Annotated in this window: 25 protein-coding genes; 12 read left to right on the forward strand and 13 right to left on the reverse strand. The window is 67.4% G+C overall.

The annotated features are described in order from the left end of the window. The first annotated feature begins 52 nt into the window (after positions 1-52). The gene (locus tag ABD768_RS17880; RefSeq protein ID WP_343963917.1) at positions 53-469 is read left to right on the forward strand and encodes a YciI family protein; all 417 of its coding nucleotides are present in this window, start codon (positions 53-55) and stop codon (positions 467-469) included. 78 nt (positions 470-547) lie between these two features. Here the strand turns inward: ABD768_RS17880 and ABD768_RS17885 are convergent, their stop codons facing one another. After that, positions 548-721: a hypothetical protein gene (locus tag ABD768_RS17885; protein WP_344841863.1), complete on the reverse strand. Its 174-nt coding sequence runs from the start codon at positions 719-721 to the stop codon at positions 548-550. A 48-nt stretch (positions 722-769) separates the two neighbouring features. Next, a complete protein-coding gene (locus ABD768_RS17890; RefSeq protein ID WP_344841865.1) occupies positions 770-1,582 on the reverse strand; it encodes a helix-turn-helix domain-containing protein in 813 nt (270 codons plus the stop codon). Between the two features lie 49 nt (positions 1,583-1,631). Between ABD768_RS17890 and ABD768_RS17895 the strand changes: the two genes are divergently transcribed. Next, positions 1,632-2,420, forward strand: coding sequence for a phytanoyl-CoA dioxygenase family protein (locus ABD768_RS17895; RefSeq protein WP_344841867.1), 789 nt, complete (start codon positions 1,632-1,634; stop codon positions 2,418-2,420). Here ABD768_RS17895 and ABD768_RS17900 read toward each other — a convergent pair. The 5 genes from ABD768_RS17900 to ABD768_RS17920 all read right to left on the reverse strand — a co-directional run bounded on the left by ABD768_RS17900 (position 2,399) and on the right by ABD768_RS17920 (position 7,161). Next, entirely contained in the window at positions 2,399-3,565 is a 1,167-nt protein-coding gene (locus ABD768_RS17900; RefSeq protein WP_344841870.1) for a hypothetical protein, read from the reverse strand. The two genes, ABD768_RS17895 and ABD768_RS17900, sit on opposite strands and share 22 nt — an antisense overlap. A 34-nt stretch (positions 3,566-3,599) precedes the next feature. Next, the gene (locus tag ABD768_RS17905; protein WP_344841873.1) at positions 3,600-5,378 is read right to left on the reverse strand and encodes a 3-hydroxyacyl-CoA dehydrogenase family protein; all 1,779 of its coding nucleotides are present in this window, start codon (positions 5,376-5,378) and stop codon (positions 3,600-3,602) included. 64 nt (positions 5,379-5,442) lie between these two features. Next, positions 5,443-5,946 carry an NUDIX hydrolase gene (locus ABD768_RS17910; protein ID WP_343963935.1) on the reverse strand — a complete coding sequence of 168 codons (504 nt, stop codon included), beginning with the start codon at positions 5,944-5,946 and terminating at the stop codon, positions 5,443-5,445. Further along, positions 5,892-6,785 (reverse strand): class I SAM-dependent methyltransferase, encoded by an 894-nt coding sequence (locus tag ABD768_RS17915; RefSeq protein WP_344841877.1) that lies wholly within the window; start codon positions 6,783-6,785, stop codon positions 5,892-5,894. The genes ABD768_RS17910 and ABD768_RS17915 overlap by 55 nt, the downstream gene beginning before the upstream one ends. A 52-nt stretch (positions 6,786-6,837) precedes the next feature. After that, positions 6,838-7,161, reverse strand: a complete 324-nt coding sequence (locus ABD768_RS17920; RefSeq protein ID WP_344841880.1) for a hypothetical protein — start codon at positions 7,159-7,161, stop codon at positions 6,838-6,840. 73 nt (positions 7,162-7,234) lie between these two features. Here ABD768_RS17920 and nucS point away from each other — a divergent pair, with 73 nt between their 5' ends. Continuing rightward, positions 7,235-7,894 (forward strand): endonuclease NucS, encoded by a 660-nt coding sequence (gene nucS, locus ABD768_RS17925; RefSeq protein ID WP_343963941.1) that lies wholly within the window; start codon positions 7,235-7,237, stop codon positions 7,892-7,894. A 4-nt stretch (positions 7,895-7,898) separates the two neighbouring features. On the opposite strand, the gene ABD768_RS17930 is transcribed toward nucS, so the two are convergent. Further along, positions 7,899-8,090, reverse strand: a complete 192-nt coding sequence (locus ABD768_RS17930) for a hypothetical protein (protein WP_344841883.1) — start codon at positions 8,088-8,090, stop codon at positions 7,899-7,901. Positions 8,091-8,246: 156 nt separating this feature from the next. On the opposite strand from ABD768_RS17930, the gene ABD768_RS17935 reads away from it, so the two are divergent. The 5 genes from ABD768_RS17935 (at position 8,247) to ABD768_RS17955 (ending at position 14,622) form a co-directional block, all read left to right on the forward strand. Beyond that, a complete protein-coding gene (locus ABD768_RS17935; RefSeq protein ID WP_344841886.1) occupies positions 8,247-9,911 on the forward strand; it encodes an NACHT domain-containing protein in 1,665 nt (554 codons plus the stop codon). 364 nt (positions 9,912-10,275) lie between these two features. After that, positions 10,276-10,551 carry a hypothetical protein gene (locus ABD768_RS17940; RefSeq protein WP_328335311.1) on the forward strand — a complete coding sequence of 92 codons (276 nt, stop codon included), beginning with the start codon at positions 10,276-10,278 and terminating at the stop codon, positions 10,549-10,551. A 46-nt stretch (positions 10,552-10,597) separates the two neighbouring features. Then, the gene (gene glmS, locus ABD768_RS17945) at positions 10,598-12,418 is read left to right on the forward strand and encodes a glutamine--fructose-6-phosphate transaminase (isomerizing) (protein ID WP_343963945.1); all 1,821 of its coding nucleotides are present in this window, start codon (positions 10,598-10,600) and stop codon (positions 12,416-12,418) included. A gap of 112 nt (positions 12,419-12,530) precedes the next feature. After that, positions 12,531-13,637, forward strand: a complete 1,107-nt coding sequence (locus ABD768_RS17950; protein WP_344841890.1) for an esterase-like activity of phytase family protein — start codon at positions 12,531-12,533, stop codon at positions 13,635-13,637. 64 nt (positions 13,638-13,701) lie between these two features. After that, positions 13,702-14,622 (forward strand): FAD-dependent oxidoreductase, encoded by a 921-nt coding sequence (locus tag ABD768_RS17955; RefSeq protein ID WP_344841893.1) that lies wholly within the window; start codon positions 13,702-13,704, stop codon positions 14,620-14,622. On the opposite strand, the gene ABD768_RS17960 is transcribed toward ABD768_RS17955, so the two are convergent. Further along, positions 14,619-16,421, reverse strand: coding sequence for an ABC transporter ATP-binding protein (locus ABD768_RS17960; RefSeq protein WP_344841895.1), 1,803 nt, complete (start codon positions 16,419-16,421; stop codon positions 14,619-14,621). The two genes, ABD768_RS17955 and ABD768_RS17960, sit on opposite strands and share 4 nt — an antisense overlap. A gap of 89 nt (positions 16,422-16,510) precedes the next feature. On the opposite strand from ABD768_RS17960, the gene ABD768_RS17965 reads away from it, so the two are divergent. Next, a complete protein-coding gene (locus tag ABD768_RS17965) occupies positions 16,511-16,927 on the forward strand; it encodes a MarR family winged helix-turn-helix transcriptional regulator (protein WP_343963953.1) in 417 nt (138 codons plus the stop codon). 1 nt (position 16,928) lies between these two features. Here ABD768_RS17965 and pdxR read toward each other — a convergent pair whose 3' ends face one another. Beyond that, positions 16,929-18,398, reverse strand: coding sequence for a MocR-like pyridoxine biosynthesis transcription factor PdxR (gene pdxR, locus ABD768_RS17970; RefSeq protein WP_344841898.1), 1,470 nt, complete (start codon positions 18,396-18,398; stop codon positions 16,929-16,931). Between the two features lie 47 nt (positions 18,399-18,445). Between pdxR and ABD768_RS17975 the strand changes: the two genes are divergently transcribed. Further along, entirely contained in the window at positions 18,446-18,910 is a 465-nt protein-coding gene (locus ABD768_RS17975) for a carboxymuconolactone decarboxylase family protein (RefSeq protein ID WP_343963957.1), read from the forward strand. A 6-nt stretch (positions 18,911-18,916) separates the two neighbouring features. Further along, entirely contained in the window at positions 18,917-19,651 is a 735-nt protein-coding gene (locus ABD768_RS17980) for an isocitrate lyase/PEP mutase family protein (protein ID WP_343963958.1), read from the forward strand. Here ABD768_RS17980 and ABD768_RS17985 read toward each other — a convergent pair whose 3' ends face one another. Together ABD768_RS17985 and ABD768_RS17990 are read right to left on the reverse strand one after the other, a co-directional pair. Beyond that, the gene (locus ABD768_RS17985; protein ID WP_344841901.1) at positions 19,652-20,356 is read right to left on the reverse strand and encodes a hypothetical protein; all 705 of its coding nucleotides are present in this window, start codon (positions 20,354-20,356) and stop codon (positions 19,652-19,654) included. 31 nt (positions 20,357-20,387) lie between these two features. After that, on the reverse strand, positions 20,388-21,278 hold the full coding sequence (locus ABD768_RS17990) for an alpha/beta hydrolase family protein (protein WP_344841902.1): 891 nt from the start codon (positions 21,276-21,278) through the stop codon (positions 20,388-20,390). A gap of 50 nt (positions 21,279-21,328) precedes the next feature. On the opposite strand from ABD768_RS17990, the gene ABD768_RS17995 reads away from it, so the two are divergent. Beyond that, complete coding sequence (locus tag ABD768_RS17995; RefSeq protein WP_344841905.1) at positions 21,329-22,237, forward strand: cyclase family protein; 909 nt, start codon at positions 21,329-21,331, stop codon at positions 22,235-22,237. 13 nt (positions 22,238-22,250) lie between these two features. Here ABD768_RS17995 and ABD768_RS18000 read toward each other — a convergent pair whose 3' ends face one another. Then, entirely contained in the window at positions 22,251-23,897 is a 1,647-nt protein-coding gene (locus tag ABD768_RS18000; RefSeq protein WP_344841908.1) for a DNRLRE domain-containing protein, read from the reverse strand. Positions 23,898-23,973: the final 76 nt, after the last annotated feature.

The raw sequence follows: 23,973 nt of genomic DNA on the forward strand, positions 1-23,973 counted from the left end.
CCACGGGTAGCTGCGCCGCTCCGGCGTACCGACTGAAGGGGAGAGTTTCGAGATGACGAAGTTCCTGCTGATCGTGGACTACCAGCCCGGCGTGATCGACACGCCGATGACCGAGTGGGACCCCGAGGACGTCAAGGCGCACATGGCCTACTACACAGCGCTCAACGACGAGCTCCGGGCCAGCGGCGAGCTGGTCGAACACCTCGCCCTCAGCTGGCCGGAGGAGGCCAAGACGGTGATCTCCGACGGCAAGGCCGCACCGGTGATCACCGACGGCCCGTTCGTGGAGTCGAAGGAGATGCTGGCCGGCTTCCAGATGGTCGACGTCGAGTCGCTGGAACGCGCCCTGGAGATCGCCGCCCTCGTCTCCCAGGTGCCAGGGCCCGGCGGCGTCCCGATCCAGCAACCGATCGGCGTCCGCCGGGTGATGGAGGCCGCCGACTTCGAGGAGCTCAACCCGCTGGGCTGACGCTGCTAGAGGCGGATCCGGCGGAGGAACTCCTGGGTGCGGGGTTCGCGGGGATGCTCCAGAACCTCCGCCGGTGGTCTAGCGAACGGTGAATGCTTCCAGATAGACACCGGTCTGTCCGTCGACAACGACGCTCATTTCGTTGTTCACCCGGCCGCCGTTCGCACCACAGGCCGCCGATGCCACCGATGGCGGGGCCAACCCCAGACAGAGCAGGGCGAGCGCGGCTCCCAGGCTGACTCGCTTGACCATGCGGAGCCTCCGCTTCATCTGTTGACTACTAAAAGTAGTCATCTCAACTCATTGCGTCAACTGACGTCGGTAGTGGGTGGGGCTGTGGCCGGTGAGACGGCGGAAGCGGGTGGAGAAGTAGAGGGGGTCGGGGAAGCCGACCTCGGTGGCGATCGCGGCGACGGGGCGGGTGGTCAGTTCCAGGAGGCGGGCCGCGGTGTCGAGGCGGCGGCGTTCTACGAACTGTTGCGGAGTGGTGGCTAGTTGGGTGCGGAAGAGATGGGCGAAGCGAGAGACCGACAGGGTGCTTTCGCGGGCCAGGACGGCGACGGAGAGGTCGGCGCGGAGGTTGCGGTCGATGTACTCGATGGCTCGCAGTAGGCGGTCGTCGATCTGGGCTGCCTTGGGGTTTTGGGTGTCGCACCAGAGGAGGGCGGCTTCGAGGGCGTTGACGCTGAGGAGTTCGCCTTGGGTGAGGACGCTGTCTTGGTGGCGGACCGCCTCGGACAGGGCGTGGGTGATGCGGTCCGCGGCGGCCGGGCTGGGATGGAGTTGAAGGATGCCGGGGGCAACTGATGGCCACTCGAGCAGCGGAAGCCAGTCGGGACGGGGGTGGAAGTGGGCGAAGAGGAAGTGCCAGCGGTCGCCTGCGGTGCCGTAGTCCTGGAGGGTGCCGGGACGGATGAGGGTGGTGACGCCTGGGCCGGCTTGGACGCCGCTGCCGACGTTGCCTCGGCCGTCGAGGGTGTGGAGCAGGAGCCAGTCCGTGGTGCCGCGGCGACGGTAGGTGGCGTAGGTCGGGCCCTCGTCGAACTCGCCGGCCATCAGGCGGCGCACGGTCGGGGTGAAGGAGTCCGGCGTAGCAGGATCTCGAAGGTTCACAGTTCGATAGGGTATCCACAGCTTGGCCCTGCCGGCGGATGCTGGAGACATGACCAGCACAGTTGCAGAGGTGTACGCGCGAGACGGGATCGTCCAGGTCCCTGGCGTGCTCAGTCGGGTCGAGGTCGAGCAGATCAAGGCTGCCTACATGGAACAGGTCGCCGTGGATCACTCGCTGGCGATCGACGACGGGGTGCCTGCGGAGGACCCGCTCGCGCAGTATCCGCGGTTCGTTCATCCGCATCGGCGGACCGAGGTGGAGGCCGGACGGCTGGCCATGGAGTGGATGCTCGACAACCGGATCCTCGATGTGGTCGAGACGCTGATCGGGCCGGCATTGGGGGCTCAGTCGATGTTCTACTTCAAGCCGCCGGGGGCGCGGGGGCAGGCGATGCACCAGGACAACACGTTCCTGCGGGCGCATCCGGAGACGTGCCTCGCCGCTTGGATCGCGATCGACGACGTGGACGCGGAGAACGGCGGGCTGGCGGTGGTACCGGGGTCGCACGAGGTGGAGCTGGTCTGCCCGGAGGAGGCGGATCTGACCGAGTCGTTCACCAATGCCGAAGTACCGATCCCCGAGGGGTTGAGCAAGGTGCAGACCCGGATGAAGGCGGGCGACGTGCTCTTCTTCCACGGCAGCGTCGTGCACGGCTCACGACCGAACACCAGTGCCGATCGCTTCCGGCGGTCACTGATCTTCCACTACATCTCGGAAGAGAGCACGGAGATCGCCGCCTTCTACAACCCACTCGTTCGCCCCGATCGCCGTACCACCGTCATCCCCGAGGCCATCGGCGGAGGCCCCTGCGGCGACTACGCCAACGCCGAGCCGTAAACCGGCCCCCGTGGACGGGCCCCCACTGCGCAACCGACCGACGCGAGGGTCAGTAAGGCGAGCGTGATCAGGAGCACCGCGACGGGCCGCGCCGTCTCGAAGGGGGCCTCGGCCGCTGCGGCGGCCAGGCAACCGGCCAGGGTCAAGGCGAGCAGACCCGTCGCGAGGCTGATCAGCCGGAGGAAGCCCGCGCCGACGGACGGGTTGAACCTTGCCCCGGCGAAACGCACCCCCGGTTGCGGTTGGGGCGCGCGCGATCCCCACTGGTCGAAGACATGTTGCGGTACGTCGATCCGCTCCAGCGCGGCTAATCCCCGCAACAGCGTCTCGCCGCTCAGCGCTTCGTCGTGCGACATCACGAGCGCGGTCCCGGCGATCGTCAGGGTGAAGGGCCGTGCGTCCAGCAACGCTTGCATCGTGCGTGGATGCAGGACGGCCATCAGGTAGCGGGAGTCGTCGCCCAGTACGTCGAAGTTGCGGTTGAACTCGGCGCTCTCCAGCGACAGGTCCGAGCGGACCAAGCCGGTGCCGGGCCGGACCTCCAAGGGCGGAAGGGCAGCCGGCAGGGTCGCAACGAACACGGCCAGCCGCCGGCGTCGGCACAGCACGCCGTGCCACTCCAGCCACCGGACCTCGAACGCCACTCCAGTTGCTGCCTGTACGACGTTGCGCACGACGGCGCGGCCTACTGGCAAGGGCAAGAGCGGAAGCTTGAGCTCACTGGGCGACTCGCGGAAGAGTTGCCAGCCATTGCGGTGGGCAACATCTTGCAACCCGCTTGTAGTTGCCTTCGGCCATGAGTACGCCAGGAGCAGCGCGGCGAGGGCCAGGATCACGAGTACCGGGAGCATCGCGAGCAGGATCACCGGGCCTTCGTGGTACAGGCTCCAGAGCAGTTTCAGGAAGAGGGCGCCGAGCGCCGCGACGGCGAGCCAGCGGGCGAATCGGCCGGCGCCGGCCGAGACGCTGAGGAGCATTGCGGCGGTTGGCAGGACAACGATGACTACCAGCGCCATGGTCGAGCTCCAGCCCGGCCACTCCTCGCCGACCAGGCCCGGCATCATCAACAGACCGAGGCCCGTCCACACCAGGATCAGCAGGTACGCGACACCCAACAGGCTGGTCCCCAGCGACTTGCTCCGCATTCCGCACACTCTGCCACCTGCCGGTGGCAGGAACTCAGCTCGAGTAGTCGCGGAAGCCGCGGCCCGTCTTGCGGCCGAGGTAGCCCGCCGTGACGAGGTGTTCGAGGAGGGGGGCGGGGGCGAAGCCGGGCTCGCGGAACTCGAGATAGAGGGTGCGCTGGATGGCCAGGGAGACGTCGAGGCCTACTACGTCGAGGAGTTCGAAGGGACCCATGGGGAGACGGCAGCCTAGTTTCATGGCGGCGTCGATGTCGTCAACCCCGGCGTAGTGCGCCTCGAGCATCCGGACGGAGTCGTTCAGGTACGGGAAGAGGAGGCCGTTGACGATGAAGCCGGCGCGGTCGCCGCACCGTACGGGGTGCTTGCCTGCGGCAACTGCTACGGCGGCGACGGTGTCGGCGACCTCCGGCGAGGTGCTGACCGTGCTGACCACCTCGACCAGCTTCATCACCGGCGCGGGGTTGAAGAAGTGCAGGCCGACGACGTCCGCGGGGCGCTTGGTCGCCATCGCCAGGTCGATCACCGGCAGGCTGGAGGTCGTCGTCGCCAGGACCGCGCCCGGCTTGCAGATCTCGTCGAAGGTCTCGAACAGGGCCTGCTTGACGCTGAGCTCCTCGACGACCGCCTCGATCACCAGGTCGGCGTCGGCGAGGTCGTCGAGTTTCGCGGTACCGGTGATCCGGGTCAGGGCCGAGTCGCGCTCCTCGGAGGACAGCTTGCCGCGCTGGACGCCCTTCTCCAGCGAGCGTTCGAGCGCGGCGCGGACCCGGTCGACCTTTTCGGTGCCGCGGGCGACGTACAGGACGTCGTACCCGGCCTTGGCGCAGACCTCGATGATGCCGACGGCCATCGTGCCGGAGCCGACGACGCCGACCTTCTGGACCGCGCGGACCGCCGGGGCGCCGCCGGAGGCCGACGGGGTCAGGTCGTCATCGACGACGACCGGCGAGTCGGGCGACTCGTAGGTGTAGAAACCGCGGCCGGTCTTGCGGCCGAGCAGGCCGGCGGTGACCATCTGCTTGAGGATCGGGGCCGGCGCGTGCAGCCGGTTGCGGCCCTGCTTGTACATCGTGTCGAGAATCTCGTACGCCGTATCGAGGCCGATCAGGTCGAGCAGGGCCAGCGGCCCCATCGGGTACCCGCAGCCCAGCCGCATCGCCGCGTCGACGTCCTCGCGGGTGGCGTAGTGCGACTCGACCATCGACACCGCGTGGTTGAGGTAGCCGAACAGCAGCGCGTTGGCGATGAAGCCTGCGCGGTCGGCGGCGACGACGGGGACCTTCTCGAGCTTGCGGGCGAGCGCGATGACGTCGTCGACCACGTCCGGCTCGGTGACGACGGTCTTGATCACCTCGACGAACTCCTGCACGGGTGCGGGGTTGAAGAAGTGCATCCCGACCACGCGGCGCGGGCGCTGGGTGGCGACCGAGATCTCGGTGACGGAGAGGCTGGAGGTGTTGGTGGCCAGGATGGCGTCCTCGCGGACCACCTTGTCGAGCGCGGAGAAGATCTCGCGCTTGAGCTCGAGGCGCTCGATCACGGCCTCGATCACCAGGTCGCAGTCGGCCAGCGCCTCGATCTCGGTGGCGAAGGTGACCCGGTCGAACAGCGCCTGCTGGTCCTCGGGCGACAGCTTGCCGCGCTTCACGGCGCGGTCGGTCGAGTGCTGGATGTGCCCGCGGCCGCGCTCGACCGCCTGCTCATCACGCTCCACGCCGACGACGCTCAGCCCGTGCCGGGCGAACACCTCCGCGATACCGGCCCCCATCGTGCCGAGACCGACCACTCCGACCGTCTTCAGTTCGCGCGCCATGGCTCGAAGTGTGCCAGTCGCCACACTGGTCCGCACATGAGCTGTGTCACGACGGTTGGGAACGTCACACCTCGTCGACCACCAGCGGGGTGCTGAACCACTCCTTGACCAGGCGGTCCGGGTCGGGGGCGGCGGCCAGGGCTTGGGCGATCGAGGCGGGTCTGACGTCTCGTACTGCGAGTTGACGCTCGTCGAGCCAGACGGGTTGGTAGGTGCCGGCCTTCGAGGTTGCCGGGCTGGACAGCTCCTCGCCGGTACCGGTGCCGAATTGGCCGCCGAGTACTTCGGCTCGGTAGTAGTACTGGGTGCTGCCGCGGAAGTTGACCAGCGCGACCAGGCCGTCGACGCGCACGATCAGGCCCAGCTCCTCGTGGGTCTCGCGGACGGCTGCCTCTTGGGGGGTCTCGCCGTCCTCCACTCCGCCGCCGGGGAGGGTGTAGTAGGTCATGCCGTCGCGGACGCGTTCGATGGCGGCCAGGCCGTTGGTGGTGAGGAGGACTACGCCGGCGCGGATCATGTGCGGCGGGCCAATACGTAGTACCAGCCGCTTGTTCTTGCCTGCGCCCATTGCCAGCTGAGAACTGTCCAGCCGGTGGCGGTGAGGAGGGTGCGGAGGGGTTGTTCCTGCCATTTGGTGAAGTGGCGTGGGAGGTCCAGGAAGCGGTTCGACCACTCGTCACCGGTGCCCTCGCTGGTGGTGAAGGCCAGGTATTCGGCTGCCGCGTGGGCCTTGCGGAGGACTTGGGCGAGCTGCTCGGGGGTGAAATGCAGGAAGACGGCGTCGGCGAAGACGAGGTCGTACGGTCCACCGAAGTCGCCGGTCAACGCGTTGAGCCGCTCGGCTTCGTGTCCGTCGGCCCGGATCATCTCCACGAAGGAGCCGGCGGCGTCGGTACGCCGTACGCGATGCCCCCGCCGCTCCAACTCCACCGCATCCCGGCCCGTACCGCTGCCAAGCTCCAGCACGTAGCCACCGCCCGGCAGCTCCGCATCAATCCGGTCGAACAGCTCCACCAACGGTCCGATCGCCTGCTTCGGAATGGAGTCCCGGAACCGCTCGGCGGCCTGTTCGTACGTCGCCAGCGTCACCTCGTTAGGCGTCGGCTGGACGGTCCATCCGTCGCCCTCATGCTCGATCACCGCCGGCAACTCAAGCCCAAGGTCCAGCTCCGGCGCGATCACCACCACAGTCTCCCCACGATGCTGATCCGCAATCTCCCCCACGACCGCCTCAACCGGCCGCCCGTCCGCCTGGGCCGGCAGAAGGGCGTGGGGTACGCCAAGCTCCTCCGCCAGCACGGCGGCCGGCTGCTCCGCCGCCGGCGTCGCATAAACCGCAGCCACCCGCTCCCCCGCCAGCCGCTCCCGCGACCCCGGCGCCAACAGAATCAGCCGAGCCGGGCACATCAGGTTCACAGTCGGGAGCCCCGCGGGTAGATCGGACGAGCGGACATCAGGTTCACGGGCGGACGAAGGCGAGCGCCTGCTCGGCGTACTTGGGCCAGGTGGCGGCGTGTTCCAGGGGGATGACGACCCATTCCTTCATCGGGCGGCCCATGCCCGGGTCGAAGGCTTCGGCGCCGGTCAGCTTGAGGGCTTCCTCGCGGGGTCCGGGTGGGAGTTTGAAGGTCATGGCGTCGCCGAAGAGGCCGGCCAGCATCTTCTTCTCGATCTTCAGGCAGGGCATGCCGAACATGCTGCCTTCGACCACACCCTCATCGGCAAGCCCCTTGGCGACCGCGTCGTACTCCAACCGCGTCTGCAGGCTGATCTTCGGCTTCATGAACCACAGCTTCTCACCCCGCACGGCAGGGCGGCATGGGGTTCGGCGATCGGTTGGACTACGGTGCTTTGTCGTGCGCCTGGTGATTGCTCGTTGCTCAGTGGATTATTCCGGCCGGCTGACGGCCCATCTTCCGATGGCGCCCCGGTTGTTGATGGTGAAGGCTGACGGGTCTGTGCTGATCCACGCCGACGGCGGGTCGTACAAGCCGCTGAACTGGATGTCCCCGCCGTGCAAGCTGACGGAGGAAGAGGGCGTCTGGAGTGTCACCAACAAGGCCGGCGAGGAGTTGCGGATCACCTTCGAGGAGGTGCTGAGCGACTCCTCGTACGAGCTGGGCCTGGATCCCGGGCTGATCAAGGACGGCGTCGAGGCGCACCTGCAGGAGCTGCTGGCCGAGCACGTGCACACCTTCGGCGAGGGATTCACGCTGGTACGCCGGGAGTACCCGACCGCCATCGGCCCCGTCGACCTGCTCTGCCGCGACGCGGACGGCAAGCACGTCGCCGTCGAGATCAAGCGCCGTGGCGAGATCGACGGCGTCGAGCAGCTCACCCGGTACGTCGAACTGCTCAACCGCGACCCGCTGCTGTCTCCCGTCCGGGGCATCTTCGCGGCCCAGCTGATCAAGCCGCAGGCCCAGTTCCTGGCCACCGACCGCGGCCTGGAGTGCGTCACCGTCGACTACGACGCCCTCCGCGGGATGGAATCCGACGTCCTCCGGCTGTTCTGATCCCTCAGCGCTTCGTGAGCGCGATGATGAGAAGGAAGAGCGTGAGCGCGCCAACAAAGGCCACTCCGCCGCGCGCGATAGCGTCTGGTACTGAGGCACCCCCCAGCCATGCCAGCACGCCCGCGATGGTCGCGATGAGCATGGCGGCCATCGCCGACAATGCAATCCAAAGCCACAGTTGGCCACTGTCCGTCATCGAATCTCCTTGAGGCAACATCGGATCGAGGTGCACTGGACGAGAGCGCTGGCTCGAGGCAGTGGAACCAGCTGGAATATTTTGTAAACTTACATCGATTTACACGTACCGTACGGGCAACGCCGGACGTGCGCAAGCATCGAGAGGGGCCGAGTCTTGGTCGATCGCGGCAACAGTCAGCCGACCGATCCGAAGGTGAAGTTCGCAGCCGCCCTCCGCTCGCTTCACCTGGAGGCCGGCAAGCCGAGCGCGCGCGCGATCGCCCTACGCGCCGGAGACATCAGCCATACGAGCGTCAATGACACGCTGACCGGCAAGCGCATACCATCGTGGGCCGTCGTCGAGAAGGTAATCCGCGGACTCGACGGCGACGTTTCTCAATTTCGTGAACTCTGGAAGGCGATGGCAACTTCCGATACAGACGCCCTCCAGTCGCTAAACGGAGCGTACCGACAACAACTTGTACGCCAATTCGGGAATCTGCAGATCTTAGATTTCAATGCTCGCCGGAGCGCACCGATTGAGTCTCTTTATGTTGAAAGAAAGGTCACCGCAGAAGCCTCTGGTGAGACCATCAGCGCCAATGCCGAATGGCTCGAGCGGAACTCCAAGCATGCTGTGATCCTAGGACCGCCCGGCTCAGGGAAGACGGCCTTGACGCATTGGATCACCTATATCCACGCCAAGAACGAGAGTCTCAGAACTCCTTTTCTGATACACCTGAGGGAATTCGCCGGCGACTCTCTGCCACAGCAGTCGATTCTTGAATATCTTACAAACAATATCAACGCGGTATATCAAGTAGATCTGCCCGAAAGACTTATTCTAGAATACTTTGAGAGCGGTTCGGCGCTCGTTATCTTCGATGGCCTGGATGAGATATTAGATCTAAGCGATCGCCACCTGGCAGTGCAGGTTATAGAACTCTTCTCATTCCGATTTCCGCGTTGCTCGATACTGATCACCTCACGGACAGCCGGATATAGCCAGGTACGCCTCGATAACGACATCTTCGACACCTATCACCTGAACGAATTCAGCTCATCGGACGCAGCTTCCTATCTCGAGCGGCGATATCAAGCCCACCCCGGACAGGTCCCACGGTTGTCTTCCGAGCTGCTACTCAGCAACCTCACCCAAGCCGATCACCTGACCGGGAATCCGCTCTTCTTGAGCATGCTCATAAATCTCTACAGCTACACCGGCTCCATTCCCAAGAGAGTCACCGCCGTTTATCGAAACTGGCTCGACCTGGCAGTTTATCAATGGGATAGATCCCGTGGAATTAGGACGCGCAGTAGCCTGCTAGAGCAGCAGCTAGCAAGGCCAGCACTCCAAGACATCGCATTGAGGATGATCAACGGACAACTTCCATCACAATTGACCGCAACATCACTCAGGAATTCACTTGAAAGTCTATTGGAAACAATGACTGATGCACCCACAGCAGAGGCGAGTCTCGAGTTGGTCGAAACTATAACGCAGCGGATAGGGATACTGACCGAGGTTGGCGCCACGGACAGCGGCGAACCTCTGTACGGCTTCAGTCATCGAACAATGCTTGAATACCTGGCCGCTCACAGCCTGGCAAGACACTCCAACTCACCAACCGAACTCGCTGGAGCCCTAGTCGAAAATGCGAAATTAGCGGGCTGGCAACCCGTCGCCGAACTCGCTATTCAGATTTTCGGTGAATCTAGCGAAGACGGCGCTATGAGGACGCTTGCAGCAATGCAAGCTGTCGCCGATAGATTGCCGACCGATGATCAGCGGCACGCTCAGCAACTGATCGACCACCTTTATCAGACCCAACGAAGCTAGCCTCTCGAGTGGCTGAGGGCATGTCGCCGGTGCTCCCCAGATGCTCCAAGCATGGGACCAGCGCCCAAACAGCACTTCGTTGCCAACGTCCTCAGCGACGGCGCTCTGGCAGCTCCTGGTGTTGGATAGATCGACGCCGACTTCCTCGAGGCGATCCAGATGCAATGCTCGACTGGTGGGATTTGCAGAAAAGTGTGCGGAGCCTATGGGCTGTCGACGGCTCAGGTTCTTTCGACAACTCGCCGTGATCGGAGTAGCGTCCACCGGCGTCACTGGTCTGGTTATGTGAAGAGAGCGTAAGGTGTGCCCGATTTCGGGCAGATTCTTGGCTTTGGACCTGTTTTCACTGCACAGTGGACGCGTGATGAGTGAGGCGGCGGATCCCAGCGAAGACCTCGTTGACCAGGTCAGCCGCACCACCGGACTGACGCCGGACGACGCCCGCCGGGTGGTCGCCGACGTCCTGGCCTACTTCACCGAGACGACCGAGCAGTACGTCCGGCGCCGGCACCGCGAGCTGCAGACCTACGGCGCCCGCAACGACGAGATCTTCGCCCGGCTCGGCAGCGAGCTGCGGCACTGGCCGGTCCGCTCACCCGAGCTGTCCGCCCGCCAGTTGCGCCGGATCGTCTACGGCTGATCGTCGCTCAGCAGAACTGAAACCCCACGAAAGGAACACCCTCCCCATGTGCGGAATCGTCGGATACGTCGGCACCAAACCGGCCGCGCCGATCCTGGTGGACGGCCTGGCCCGGCTGGAGTACCGCGGCTACGACTCGGCGGGGGTCGCCGTCGTCGGGTCCAGCGAGCTGAAGGTGCACAAGGACGCCGGCCGGGTCCGTGAGCTGGAGGCCTCGCTGCCCAAGCGGTTCGGCGGCAAGCTCGGCATCGGGCACACCCGCTGGGCCACCCACGGCGGCCCGAGCAAGGACAACGCGCACCCGCACGCCAGCGGCAACGAGCGGATCGCCGTCGTCCACAACGGCATCTTCGACAACGCGGGCGCGCTGCGCCGCCAGCTCGAGGAGGCCGGCGTCAAGCTGCGCTCCGAGACCGACACCGAGGTCCTCGCGCACCTGATCGAGCAGTCCGACGGCGCCACCCTCGAGGAGAAGGTGATGGCCGCGCTGCGCCGGATCGAGGGCACCTACGGCATCGCCGTGGTCGACCTGGACTTCCCCGACCGGATCGTGGTCGCCCGCAACGGCAGCCCGCTGATCCTCGGCATCGGCGACGGCGAGATGCACGTCGCCTCCGACGCCGCCGCGCTGATCCGCTACACCCGCCAGGTCGTCTACCTGGACGACGGCGAGATGGCGACCGTCAAGGCCGACGGCTACCGCACCTTCACCCAGGACGCGTCGCCGACCACCAAGACCGCCAAGACGGTCGAGTGGAGCGCCGACGAGTACGAGCGCGGCCTGCACGAGCACTTCATGATGAAGGAGATCCACGAGCAGCCGGAGGCCGTCCAGCGCGCGCTGCGTGGCCGCCTGGACGAGCGCTTCCACACCGTCCACCTGGGCGGCCTGAACATGGACGCGCGGGAGGCCCGGGAGATCAAGCGGGTCAAGATCCTCGGCTGCGGTTCGGCGTACTACGCCGGCCAGATGGGCGCCCAGTTCATCGAAGAGGTGGCCCGGATCCCCGCCGACGCCGAGCCGGCGTCGGAGTTCCGCTACCGCAACCCGGTGGTCGAGCGCGACACCCTGTACGTCGCGGTCAGCCAGTCCGGCGAGACGCTGGACACCCTGGTCGCCGTCCAGGAGCTCAAGCGCAAGGGCGGCCGGGTGATCGGCCTGGTCAACGCGGTCGGCTCCAGCATCGCCCGCGAGGTCGACGGCGGCGTCTACCTGCACGCCGGCCCGGAGGTCTCGGTCGCGTCGACCAAGGCGCTCACCAACATGGCCGTCGCGTTCGCGATGCTCGGCATCCACCTCGGCCGGATCCGCGACGTCTCCCCCGCCGACGGCCGCCGGCTGATCGAGGGCCTGAAGCGGATCCCCGAGCAGATCCAGGCGATCGTCGACCAGGAGGAGGCGCTCGGCGAGATCGCCGGCCGCCTGTCCAAGCACGAGAGCGTCTTCTTCGTCGGCCGCACCCGCGGCTACCCGGTCGCTCGTGAGGGCGCCCAGAAGCTGAAGGAGATCTCCTACCGGCACGCCGAGGCGTACCAGACCTCCGAGCTGAAGCACGGCCCGCTGGCGCTGATCTCGCCGGACGTGCCGAGCGTCGCGATCGTGCCGAAGGACGAGCTGCTCGACCGCAACATCGGCGCCCTGCACGAGATCGCCGCCCGGTCGGGTCCCCTGTACGTCGTCACCCACCCGGGCGTCGAGGTCCCGGACGGCGCCGCCGCGGTGATCGAGGTGCCGAAGAACGAGCCGGAGCTCGACCCGATCCTGCTCACCATCCCGCTGCAGATCATCGCGTACTACGCCGCGGTCGCCCTCGGCCACGACGTCGACAAGCCGCGCAACCTGGCGAAGTCGGTCACCGTCGAGTAGTCCGCAACCCCAGTGACGCCGGCTGCAGCAACCTGCAGCCGGCGTTTTCTGTCCTCGCCCACGTTGTAGGTTTTGTCGCGGCCCCCGACGCCTGACTTTCAGAGGACATCCCATGCACTGGAAGACGCCCCTGGCCGCGACCGTCACGATCGCCGCTCTCGCCACCTCGCTGACCGCCACCGCGGCTACGCCCGACCAGGCCGGCACCGTCGACCCGGCCGCCTGCTCGCCGGACGCGAGCTTCCGCGGCTTCACCGACAGCCTGGACAAGACCACGTACGACGGCCTGCCGGTGGCCGGTCTGTCCGCGATCAACCTGACGACGCCGGGCCACGCGCTCGCGCTGGTCGACAACGTCACGAACACCCCGGCCCGGGTCTTCGGCCTCCGGATCGGCGACGACCACGGCAAGCCCGAGGCCGCCGTGGACAGCGTCACGGTCCTGCGCCGGCCGGACGGTACGCCGTACAACAACGTGGACTTCGACGGTGAGGGCCTGGTCGCCGAACAGGGCGGCCGGACCATCCTGGCCACCTCCGAGCGCGAGCCGTCGATCCGGCGCTTCCAGTTGTCCGACGGCAAGCAGACCGCCTCGCTGCCGGTACCGCCGCGGTTCCAGGTCGCGCCGGCCGGTGAGGCGCAGGCCAACGGCACCTTCGAGTCGCTCGCGGTCAGCACCAACGGCAAGACCCTGTACGCCGGACTCGAAGACCCACTCACCTCGGACGGCAGCGACGCCGAGGACCGTGGCCGCAACCGGATCCTGCAGTACACGGGCCGGGCCGGTGGCGCCTACGCCGTGGCCGCGCAGTACGCGTACAAGACCGACCCCGGGCTCAGCCTGGTCGAGCTCGCCTACGTGCACAAGGACCAACTCGTCTCGATGGAACGCACCTTCGTGGCCGGCGTCGGCAACACGATCCGCGTCTTCAGCGTTTCGCTGCGCGGGGCCGAGGACGTCACCGATCAGGCGTCGCTCGCGGACGCCCCGGACGCGGTGTTCGTGCACAAGAAGCTGCTCTTCGACCTGGTGAACTGCCCGCCGTCGGGCGCCGTCGCCAAGCAGCCGCAGCCGAACCCGCTGCTGGACAACGTCGAAGGCCTCGCCCTCGGCGGCTTCCTGCCGAGCGGTCGCCGGCAGCTCTACCTGATCTCCGACGACAACTTCGGCCCCAGCCAGATCACCCGGCTGTACTCGCTGGCCGTCGACCTGCACTGAATCGTTGCCCATGGCCACTCTCGCTCGGGTAGCGGGAGTGGCCTGAGGGCGACACAATGCGTTAATGCGCGTCATCGTGGTCGGAGCCGGTGTGATCGGGCTCAGTTGTGCTGTTCGGCTGGCGGAGTCCGGGTACGACGTGGCGGTGTTCGCTCGCGACCTGCCGTTGGAGACGACATCGGCGGTCTCGGCCGCGATCTGGTATCCGTTCCAGTCGGCGGGTGATCGGGTCGCCGGTTGGGCGCGGACGACGTACCGGGAGTTCGCCGAGCTGGCGGAGAGCGAGCCGTCGGTGCGGTTGCGGCACGGCAAGGAGTACCTGCTCGAGCCGACACCGAACCCCGTATGGGCCGATGTGCTCACTGATCTGGAGCGGGTCGGGTCGCCACCGCCCGGTTTCCGCGACGGGTGGTCGTTCACGACGCCGGTCGTGGAGATGCCGCTTTACCTGCGGTACTTGGTCAAACGGCTCGAGGCCGCGGGCGGGACCCTCAACCGGGCCGCGTTCTCGGCCTTGCCCAACACGGCGCCGATCGTCGTGAACTGCACCGGTCTCGGTGCCCGATTGACCGCGCAGGACCCGACCGTCACGCCGGTCCGCGGGCAGGTGTTCACCGTCGAGCAGTTCGGCCTCACCGAGTGGCTGATGGCCGACAACGGCCCGGAAGAGCTTTGCTACGTCGTACCGCGCTCGAACGACGTCGTCGTCGGCGGCACCTCGCAGCCCGGCGACTGGAATCTCGCCGTCGACGACAAGACGGCCGGCTCGATTCTGGACCGGGCCACGGCCCTGGTTCCTCAACTCCGCAAGGCGAGAATCATCAAGCACCGAGTCGGACTGCGCCCCGCCCGCCCATCCGTCCGCTGCGAAAGCGTCCGCACCGGCGACCGCCAGGTAATCCACTGCTACGGCCATGGCGGCTCCGGCATGACCCTGTCGTGGGGCTGCGCCGACGAGGTGCTGGCACTGGTCCAATCCGCTTAGCTGGCCAGCTGGGCGTAGCGGCCGTTGCTTTCGACCAGGCTGGTGTGGGTTCCGGACTCGATTACTCGGCCGTGGTCGATGACGGCCAGCTGGTCGGCGTTGCGGACTGTTGAGAGGCGGTGGGCGATGGTGATCGTCGTACGGCCCTCGGCCAGGCGGTCGAACGCTTGCTGGACTGCGCGTTCGGTCTCGGTGTCGAGGGCGCTGGTGGCCTCGTCCAGGACCAGGACGCGGGGGTTGCGCAGGAGCGTACGGGCGATGGCGATGCGTTGCTTCTCGCCTCCGGAGAAGCGGTAGCCGCGGGAGCCGACCATGGTGTCGTAGCCGTCCGGGAGGCCGGCGATCAGGTCGTGTACTTGAGCAGCGCGGGCCGCGTCCTCGATCTCGGCGTCGGTGGCGTCGGGCTTGGCGTAGCGGAGGTTTTCGCGGACGGTGGTGTGCAGGAGATAGGTCTCTTGGCTGACGACGCCGACCACGCTGGCCAGATCCGCCAGGCGGAGGTCTCGGAGGTCGATGCCGTCGACGGTGACGCGGCCGCTGGTCGGGTCGTAGAGTCGTGCGACCAGCGAGGCGAGAGTGCTCTTGCCCGAGCCGGTCTCGCCGACTAGCGCCAGCGTCGTACCGGCGGGCACGTCCAGGCTGATACCGGCCACTGCGGCCGTTTCGCTGCCTGGGTAGACGAAAGTGACGTCCTCGAAGCGCACGTGGCCGTCGATGCGGGTCGGGTCGATCTCGACGGGGTCGGCCGGGTCGTCCACGTCGATCGGCAGGTCGAGGTACTCGAAGATCCGGGCGAACAAGGCCAGCGAGCTGGTCAGCGCGACGCCGACGTTGAGCAGGCCCATCAGCGGCCGGAACAGCCCGGCCTGCAGGGTGGTGAAGGCGATCAGGGTGCCGATGGACAGCGTTCCGGCGGTCATCGGCAGGCCGGCGCTCAGGTAGATGATCGCCGGGATGGCGGCGAAGATGACGCTCATCGAGGCCATCCGCCAGCGGCCGGCCAGCTCGGAGCGCAGCTCCAGATCGATCAGCCGGGTCGACGACGCGGTGAAGCGCTCGACCAGGGTCGCGGCGGTGCCCATCGTCTTGCTGAGCTGGATACCGCTGATCGACAGGCCTTCCTCGACCGTGACGTTGAGATCGGCGAGTTCGCGCTGGCGCTGCGCGGTGATCTCGCGGCGCATCCGGGCGACCTTGCGGGTCAGGTAGATGGCCGGCGGCATCACGACGAGCGAGATCAGCGAGAGCTGCCACGACAGCGCGAGCATGGCGACGGCGGTGGCGATCGCGGTGGTCAGGTTGGCGGCGATCGAGGTGGCCGTCGAGGTGACGACCGGCTCCATCCCGCCGATGTCGTTGGTGATCCGGGACTGCACCTCGCCGGTGCGGGTCCGGGTGAAGAACGCGATCGACTGGCGCTGCAGGTGGGCGAACACGTCGGTCCGCAGCCGGTGCATGATCTGCTGGCCGACCTTGGTGCTGATCCAGGTCTGGACGACGCCGAGGATCGACGTGACCGCGGCGACGGCGACCATGCCGATCACCAGCCAGATCAGGAGCTGGAGGTTCTGCTGGGGCAGCGCCTCGTCGATGACGGCGCGCAGCAGGAAGGGTGATGCCATCGCCACCACGGACGATGCGACGATGATCGCCGTGACGACGGCCAGGGAGAGTTTGTGGGTGCTGAAGAGCCGGCCGATCCGGGCCAGCGACACCTCGCGGGCCTGCGCTTTCTCGGCGGCTGTGGCTGACTTCCGGCCGCCCTCGGGGCGGCCACGTTGCTGAGTTGCGTAATCCAAGGCGAGCACCGTTCTGTCGGGGTCTTCGGAAATATACTGAGGTTACCTCACTATGAGGGTACAACAGGATTGGTTGGTACGGTATTCCCATGGCCGATGACGACGAGGAGACGCTGCCCGAGACGTTCTGGGCGGTCGCTCATCAGCTGCGGCACCTGCGCAAGGAGACGCTGGCGCCGTGGGACATCGCGCCGTCGCAGGCGCGAGCGCTCGGCGTCCTGATGCGTGGTGGCCCGATGCGGCTCAACGAGCTCTCCGAGCATCTGCGGATCGCCGCGCGGTCGACGACCGAGGTGGTCGACGCGCTGCAGGATCGTGGGCTGGTGGAGCGGCGTCCGGATCCTGCGGATCGGCGGGCGACGCTGGTGGCGCCTACCGGTGAGGGGACGCGGGTGGGCGAGGCGATCCGGGCCTCGCGGGATGCAGAGGCCGAGGCCTACTTCAACATCCTCAGCCCGGAGGAGCGGGTCTCCTTGGCAGGCATTCTCCGCAAGCTCCGCCGGTGAGTTAGACAGCTAGTACCTGGCATAGGAGGTCCAGGGCGCCGTTGTAGGAGTGGTCGGGTGGGGTCCCGTAGCCGACGATGAGGGCTTGGCGGGCGGCTGGATCCGGGGTGAAGCGATACCTGTCCAGAGAGGCGATCAGTAGGCCTTGGCGGCTGGCTCGGGCGACCATGTCCTCCGCTTCACCGGGTACGTCGAGCAGGACGTGCAGGCCGGCTGAGATGCCGGCGAGGGTGACGCCCGGGGCTCGGACGGCGAGTAGCTCGACCAGATGGTCGCGTCTGCGGCGGTAGTGCTGGCGGGTACGGCGTACGTGGCGGTCGTAGTGGCCGGAGGCGATGAACTCGGCTAGTACGAGCTGGTCGAGGGTGGCGGTCAGTAAGTCGGTGGTGCGCTTCACCTCGAGGACCGGGTCCATCAGGTGCTCGGGGAGGACCATCCAGGCGAGTCGGAGCGCTGGGGCGAGGGACTTGCTCGCAGTACCGGTGTAGACGACTCGCTCGGGGTCTAGGGCTTGCAGGGCACCTACTGGCTGGCGGTCGTAGCGGAACTCGCCGTCGTAGTCGTCCTCGATCAGGATTGCATCGGTTTCGCGGGCCCATTCGACTGCTTTGGTACGCCGGTCCGGCGCGAGCGGGACACCGGTGGGCATCTGGTGGGCTGGGGTGAGGAGAGCCGCCCGGCCTTCGAGCAGGTCTGCGCGTACGCCGTACTCGTCGACCGGGACCGGCTTCGGCTCGACACCCCTGGAGCGGATCACGTCCCAGTGCAGGGAGTAGCCGAACTCCTCGACCGACATGGTCTGCGCGCCTTGCAGCCGCAGCACGTCGGTCAGCAGGTTGAGTGCCTGGACATAGCCGGAGCAGATGAGGATGCGCTCCGGATCAGCCCGTACGCCGCGCGCCCGCGCGAGGTAGTCGGCCAGATTCTCCCGCAACTCGACCCTCCCCCGCGGATCCCCGTACCCAAACGCATCGTTGGGCGCAGCCGGCAAAGCTTTACGGGCTGCCGCTAGCCACTCGCTCCTCGGAAAGGTCGACACATCAGGCGACCCCGGCGTCAGGTCATACCGGAATTTCCTTGCCTCCAGCAAGGAAATTCCGGAGGAGGAGGAGGCGGCGCGGCCGGAGGAGGCGGGGTGAGCAAGTGCGGCGGTGGCGGGGCGGCCGTTGGCGTGGGTCGGGAGGATTCGGTCGGCGACGACCGTGCCTGAGCCTTGGCGGGCGGTCAGCCAGCCTTCGGCGACGAGCTGGCCGTAGGCGTCCGCCACGGTGTTGCGGGCGATGCCCAGGTCTTTGGCGAGCTGGCGGGAGGACGGCAGGCGGGTGCCTGGGGTTAGGCGGCCGGTGCGGATCGACTCGTGGAGGGCGTTGACCAGGTCGGCGCGGCCGCGGCGGTTGGCCAGGTCGAGGTGCAGGTCGGCGCCGGTTGCCTCGGTCGCCTCGGTCGGCGAATTGGCCCTCGAATCCTCCATAGAAGTGGACCATACACCTGGGCCGATCCAGCACTAGCGTTGTCCACATGAGCACAAACACACGTCGTCGAGTCAAGTTGGCCAGCCACGCGCCGGAGTTCTACCAGGCGTTGATCGCGCTGGATGAGGTGTCGGCTTTGGGGTTGGACAGCAAGTTGGCGCATCTGGTGCGGATCCGGGCTTCGCAGCTGAACGGGTGCGCCTACTGCCTGGACATGCACACGCTGGACGCGTTGCACGAGGGGGATACGGCGCAGCGGGTCAACGTCGTCGCCACCTGGCGGGAGGCGCGGAAGTTCTACACCGAGCAGGAGCTGGCGGCGCTGGAGCTGACCGAGGCGATCACGCTGATCAGCGTCGACCATGTCCCGGACGACGTCTACGAGATCGCCGCGAACGCCTTCGACGAGAAGGAGCTCGCCCAGTTGATCAGCCTGATCATCATGATCAACGCGTGGAACCGGGTCGGCGTCACCTGCCGCATCGAGCCCGGCCACTACGACCCGAGCTGAGCCCAGATGACCACCACCAGAGGCCGCGGCCAGGCAGACCGGCGTACGGCGGAAGCCTTCCGCGCGTTGCACCACGGGCCCACTCCCCTGGTGCTGCCGAACGCGTGGGATCCGGTCAGCGCCAGAGCCATCGCCGAGGCCGGGTACCCGGCGATCGCCACCAGTAGTGGTGCGGTCGCCCGGGTGCTCGGGTACGACGACGGCCAGCTGACTCCGGTCGCCGAGATGCTCGAGGCAGTCGCGCGGATCGTCCGCGCTGTCGACGTACCGGTGACGGCTGACATGGAGGCCGGGTACGGGCTGGACGCCAAGGAGTTCGCCGAGCGACTGGTGGAGACGGGTGCAGTCGGGTGCAACTTGGAGGACTCCCTGGACGACCAGCTGGTCGATGTGGAGCGGCAGGCCGACTACCTGAGCGCAGTACGGGCTGCTGCGGGCGCAGACCTCGTCATCAATGCACGGGTCGACAGCTTCATCACCAATGGGAGCGTTGATGAAGCTGTCGCCCGGGGCCGCGCCTACCGTCGCGCCGGCGCCGACTGCGTCTACCCGATCGCAGCACCGCTCGACGTCCTGCAGAGGCTAGCTACAGACATCGGCGGCCCGCTCAACGCCCACGCGAAGCCGAACGGCCCGACAGCGGCAGACCTGATCGCACTGGGCGCCACGCGCATCTCCTACGGCACCAGCCTGCACAACTTCACCACCGACGTACTGCGCGAGCTCCTGCCCGAGCTCTGACTACGGGCGGCGCTTGCGGCGCAGCATGCCGGGGTCCCTGCGACCCCGGCCTACGTCTAGCCCGAGGTGCTTCAACCGCAGGTGCATCGCGACGGCGCGAGCACCGCCGCTCTCGAACAGGCCGCGGTACGGCTCGATGGGATCGCCCACCTCCCAGTACGGGACGTTCAACTCGCCGTACCGGATGTAGTGCACCTCTGGCTCGGTACCAGCCGCTATGCGCGCCGCATCCTGCGCACAGACGGGCACCCGCCTGGTACCGCCCTTCGACGGCGTCCAGACGACCTCTGTCGTCGACGGGCCGTGCTGCGGGCTGAAGTAGCACGGCACCCGCCGCTCCGGGACGGGCTTGCCGGCAGCGCGGGCCTGTACGCAAGCAACTGCGTAGCGCCCTTCGGCCAGCAGGTCGACGACCGCACTGATCGATTCCCGGGTATGCAGCCGAGGTGCTGCCCGCTTCGCCTGCTCGTACGCATCCAGGGCCGCCTGGTAGTCGTACCGGGTGTCGGCATCCAACTCGCGGCCCGCGAGCTTCTCGCCGAGACGACTCAGCTGCTCACCGAAGTAGGTGACGTCCTCGTCGGCATGCCTACGGATGCCTTCGAGCTCCGCGGCTGCCTGTCGCCGAGCCGCTCGTCTGGCCCAGGCATACCGGCCGGCCGCGGCGACCCCACCGCCGCCGAGGACGATCAGCAGCCACTCCATACTCGATGTTAGACGCCGAGCAGGGCCTGGATCAGGGCTCGAGCAAGCGCATCGTCTCTGTCCGGCAGGTCTGCCAGGCCTTGGCGTCCGGGTCGATCAGCTCAAAGTGACCGACGTGTTCGAGTTCGGTCAGCTTCACCTGAGCGCCCTTGGCCACGGCGGCATCGCGGTAGCGGCGGCTCTGCTCGATCGGTACCTGTCCGTCGCGCGTGCCATGCACGAGAGCGACCGGGACCTTCAACGGAAGCCGCTCGTACGGCGATGCCAGCTGGTACCGCTTGAGATCCCTCGCGGGCGTCGTACCGAGGAAGGCCGGCACCGCATCCCCGCCGACCTTCTCGTCGTAGGCGTTCACCAGGTCCAGTACTCCGGCCTGCGACACAGCCCCAACCAGTACTACGCGTGGCGTCGCACCCGGCGCCCATTGCGGCAACCCCGACCGGCCCGCGGCCCAGACGGCGAGGTGCCCACCTGCTGAGTGGCCGACGGCGACCACCTTGCTGAGGTCCAATCGCGGCTGGTCGGCCAGCTTGTCGATCGCGGCGGCGACGTCCTCGAAGGTCGCGGGCCAGCCGCCGCCGTTGCCGATCCGGCGGTACTCGATCGCGTAGCCGGCGATGCCTTGCCTGGCGAGGTCTTCGGCCAATGGGGTGGCGAGTTCGCGTCCGTAGCTGCTCATCCAGAAGCCGCCATGGATCACCACCGCAACCGGGACCTTGCCGTCGCCTTCGGGGAGGTAGAGGTCCGCGACCTGGGACTCGTCACCGCCGTACGAGATCGTCATCGGCTCCTTCGCCGACTGGGCGGATTGCGGGTGCGGGCGGTCCGAGCCGCGGCGTGCGAGACCGGCCACGCCGACGGTCGCGGCTACACCGGCGACTCCGGCGGTGCCCGCGAGCAGGAGGTTGCGACGAGTGATCACGGGACGAAATTCGGGGCCGCGGTCGGTACGGATGGGTGATGATGACCGGCATGGCCAGCTATCGCGCGCGTTTCGACGCCACCGTCTCCTTCACGAACGGCGGCGGCCTGCAGGTCCAGGGGTTCCTCGTCGACGTACCGGCTGCGGAGGTGACGCCGGCGCAGGTCGGCGAGCTGTTCCTCGACTCGCTCGGTCTGTTGATGGCCGGCGACGTCGAGCTCACCAACCTGGAGATCGTCGAGGCTGCTCACAAAGGCACCCGCGGCGGCCCGTCCGCCGACGGTCGGCCGAGCGGCGACCGGCCCACGTACGTGGAGCTCAGCCATGTCATCCGCGACGGGATGGTGACCCTGCCGAACCTGCCAGGGCCCGAGTTCGGACTCCAACTGAGCCGGGAGGCGTCGCGCGAGCTTTACGCGCCGGGCACGGAGTTCGAGATCGGCCGGATCTCCATGGTGGCCAACACCGGCACCTACCTCGACAGCCCGAACCACCGCTACCCCGACGGCCACGACCTCACCGGCTACCCACTCGACCGCCTGGTCGACCTGCCCGCCATCGTCGTGCGGGTGGAAGACAGCGGCCGGCTCGGCATCGACGCGGCCGCCCTCGCAACGTACGAGGTCCAAGGCAAAGCGGTCCTCCTGCACACCGGCGACGACGCCCGCTTCGGCACCCCACAGTACGTCGAGAACGCCCACTTCCTCACCCGGGACGGGGCCCAGTGGCTGATCGACAACGGCGTCGCCCTGGTCGGCATCGACGCCGCCAACATCGACGACATGACCGACGGCACCCGCCCCGCCCACACGCTGCTGCTCGGCGCGGGCCTGCCGATCGTCGAACACCTGACCAGCCTGGCACAGCTCCCGCCCACCGGCGCGCTGTTCACCGCGACCCCGCCGCGGATCGAGGGCCTCGCCACCTTCCCCGTCCGCGCCTACGCCAAGTTGCCCTGACAACGGTCCCCGGCTACATGGTGATCACGGTGAACTCGCACCAGTTGGACCACTCTCCTGGTGTTGTGCCGTCGGTTCCGCGGACCCGCCAGGCGTAGCTGGTGCCTTCGGTGAAGGCCTCGTCGGGGATGGTGGTCCCCAGCCACGATCCAGAGGCGCCGGGGCCTTCGGTGGCGGTGGTGCTGACGGTACTGCCGACCACCTTCCATTCGAAGGTGCCGTACACCTGCCCGCCCAGGTTGTCGCTGATCTGCGCCCGCAGCTGGGGTGTCAGGCTGGACATGATCGGCCGGTCCGCGCCGGTGGCGCAGTTGGTCTCCGGTGCGGTCCCCAGGGCGTCCACCGCGATCCTGGTCTGATAGGTGATCGTCACCGACGGCGGGTTGGCCGCCTCCCGCGAGCCGAACCGCTTCCAGCCGTAGTTGTCGGTCTCGCTCGCCGCACTGATCCCGATATTGGTCTTGGTCAGCTGATGTGCCGCCGTGTACTGGAAGGCCGCGGTCACCGGGATCGTCACCCAACCGGCCGCGCAGCCGCTCCCCCACCCCTTGGTCTGGGTCGAGGTGCCGACCTGCTCGTACTGCGCCGGCCGGTTCGTCCAGCGGGCCGTGTTCGTCACGTCGGCCACGCGGTAGGCCACCCAGCCCTTGGCCGTGCAGGAGTACGAGTGGTGTTCCCACAGGCTCAGCGTCGCAGCCTGGATCTGCTTGTCCCACAGCCATTCCTGGTTGTCGAACCGCAGATACGACTTCGCCTTGTTGGCACCGCTGTCGTACGTGCCGATCTTTAACTCGGTCGCGGCCGACTGGTCGGTGGTGTAACTGGACTGGACGAACGCGTCGAAGTTCGGCCCCGCACTCTGCGACGGGTCGATGGTGACCGGGTAGACGGTCCTGGGGTCGGTCAGGAACGCCGCGTCAGGCGTCAACTGCAACGCGTCCTTGCCGAGCCCGACCCGCACCGGCGCCCGCCTGAGGTGTTCACCGGACGCCCGGTCGACGGTCGAGTCCCACATCACGGCGTCCGGCGTGACCCGGCCGCCCGCTTTCCAGGGCATCCTGAGCCGACCAACCTGTACTGCGGCCTGCCGGCTCTTCACCAGCAGGTACTGCTGATAGCCGGTCCTGGTCGCCTCGACGACCAGATCGACCCCCGGCTTCACCTCGCGATAAGTCGCCGTGGCCCCGTTCAGTTCCGGCGCCGGCAACGGACCGGACCAGCCAAGCGCAGAACGGTTGCCTGAGGCACCTATCGCGACGAGCTCGTGATCTCCCGGGCCGGCCGGTCCGGACAGCTTCAGTCCATACGGGTGGGCCTTGGCCGCGACCGAACCATCGGCCTGCCGGACCAGTGACACGTCGACGGGGGTCCAATCGCCGTTCGCGTCGCGCATCCGGACCGGGCCGACGGCGATCGTCGCCTCGACCTGCCCCGATGGCAGCGCGCGGTACTGCGTGGTCTCGGTGGTCTTGCCCGTGATCAGCACGGGCTTACCGGTGCTCCTCGCGAAGGCGACGGCTGCGGCTTCGCCGGATCGCTCCAGCGACGTGGCAGCGGCTCGATCGACGGGTTCGGCGACGGCCGGTTGGGGCAGCAGGCCGGCGACCAGCACCAGGCCGAGGACGGCACCGAGCCGGCGCACTACGGAATCAGGGGACATGCGAATCACCTTTCAGGCAAGAAACCCGGGCGGCCCTGTGCAGGGCCGCCCGGGCGGATCATCGGTTCAACTGGAT

It is taken from the genome of Kribbella ginsengisoli (assembly GCF_039537185.1).
Classification (GTDB): Bacteria; Actinomycetota; Actinomycetes; order Propionibacteriales; family Kribbellaceae; genus Kribbella; species Kribbella koreensis.

Excerpts from the sequence above, each read along its gene's own strand:
- ABD768_RS17880 (WP_343963917.1), top strand. The coding sequence starts at position 53 with ATGACGAAGTTCCTGCTGATCGTGGACTACCAGCCCGGCGTGATCGAC.
- ABD768_RS17885 (WP_344841863.1), bottom strand. The coding sequence starts at position 721 with ATGGTCAAGCGAGTCAGCCTGGGAGCCGCGCTCGCCCTGCTCTGTCTG.
- ABD768_RS17895 (WP_344841867.1), top strand. The coding sequence starts at position 1,632 with ATGACCAGCACAGTTGCAGAGGTGTACGCGCGAGACGGGATCGTCCAG.
- ABD768_RS17900 (WP_344841870.1), bottom strand. The coding sequence starts at position 3,565 with ATGCGGAGCAAGTCGCTGGGGACCAGCCTGTTGGGTGTCGCGTACCTG.
- ABD768_RS17905 (WP_344841873.1), bottom strand. The coding sequence starts at position 5,378 with ATGGCGCGCGAACTGAAGACGGTCGGAGTGGTCGGTCTCGGCACGATG.
- ABD768_RS17910 (WP_343963935.1), bottom strand. The coding sequence starts at position 5,946 with ATGGGCGCAGGCAAGAACAAGCGGCTGGTACTACGTATTGGCCCGCCG.
- ABD768_RS17915 (WP_344841877.1), bottom strand. The coding sequence starts at position 6,785 with ATGTGCCCGGCTCGGCTGATTCTGTTGGCGCCGGGGTCGCGGGAGCGG.
- ABD768_RS17920 (WP_344841880.1), bottom strand. The coding sequence starts at position 7,161 with ATGAAGCCGAAGATCAGCCTGCAGACGCGGTTGGAGTACGACGCGGTC.
- ABD768_RS17930 (WP_344841883.1), bottom strand. The coding sequence starts at position 8,090 with ATGACGGACAGTGGCCAACTGTGGCTTTGGATTGCATTGTCGGCGATG.
- ABD768_RS17940 (WP_328335311.1), top strand. The coding sequence starts at position 10,276 with ATGAGTGAGGCGGCGGATCCCAGCGAAGACCTCGTTGACCAGGTCAGC.
- glmS (WP_343963945.1), top strand. The coding sequence starts at position 10,598 with ATGTGCGGAATCGTCGGATACGTCGGCACCAAACCGGCCGCGCCGATC.
- ABD768_RS17950 (WP_344841890.1), top strand. The coding sequence starts at position 12,531 with ATGCACTGGAAGACGCCCCTGGCCGCGACCGTCACGATCGCCGCTCTC.
- ABD768_RS17955 (WP_344841893.1), top strand. The coding sequence starts at position 13,702 with ATGCGCGTCATCGTGGTCGGAGCCGGTGTGATCGGGCTCAGTTGTGCT.
- ABD768_RS17965 (WP_343963953.1), top strand. The coding sequence starts at position 16,511 with ATGGCCGATGACGACGAGGAGACGCTGCCCGAGACGTTCTGGGCGGTC.
- pdxR (WP_344841898.1), bottom strand. The coding sequence starts at position 18,398 with ATGGAGGATTCGAGGGCCAATTCGCCGACCGAGGCGACCGAGGCAACC.
- ABD768_RS17975 (WP_343963957.1), top strand. The coding sequence starts at position 18,446 with ATGAGCACAAACACACGTCGTCGAGTCAAGTTGGCCAGCCACGCGCCG.
- ABD768_RS17980 (WP_343963958.1), top strand. The coding sequence starts at position 18,917 with ATGACCACCACCAGAGGCCGCGGCCAGGCAGACCGGCGTACGGCGGAA.
- ABD768_RS17985 (WP_344841901.1), bottom strand. The coding sequence starts at position 20,356 with ATGGAGTGGCTGCTGATCGTCCTCGGCGGCGGTGGGGTCGCCGCGGCC.
- ABD768_RS17995 (WP_344841905.1), top strand. The coding sequence starts at position 21,329 with ATGGCCAGCTATCGCGCGCGTTTCGACGCCACCGTCTCCTTCACGAAC.
- ABD768_RS18000 (WP_344841908.1), bottom strand. The coding sequence starts at position 23,897 with ATGTCCCCTGATTCCGTAGTGCGCCGGCTCGGTGCCGTCCTCGGCCTG.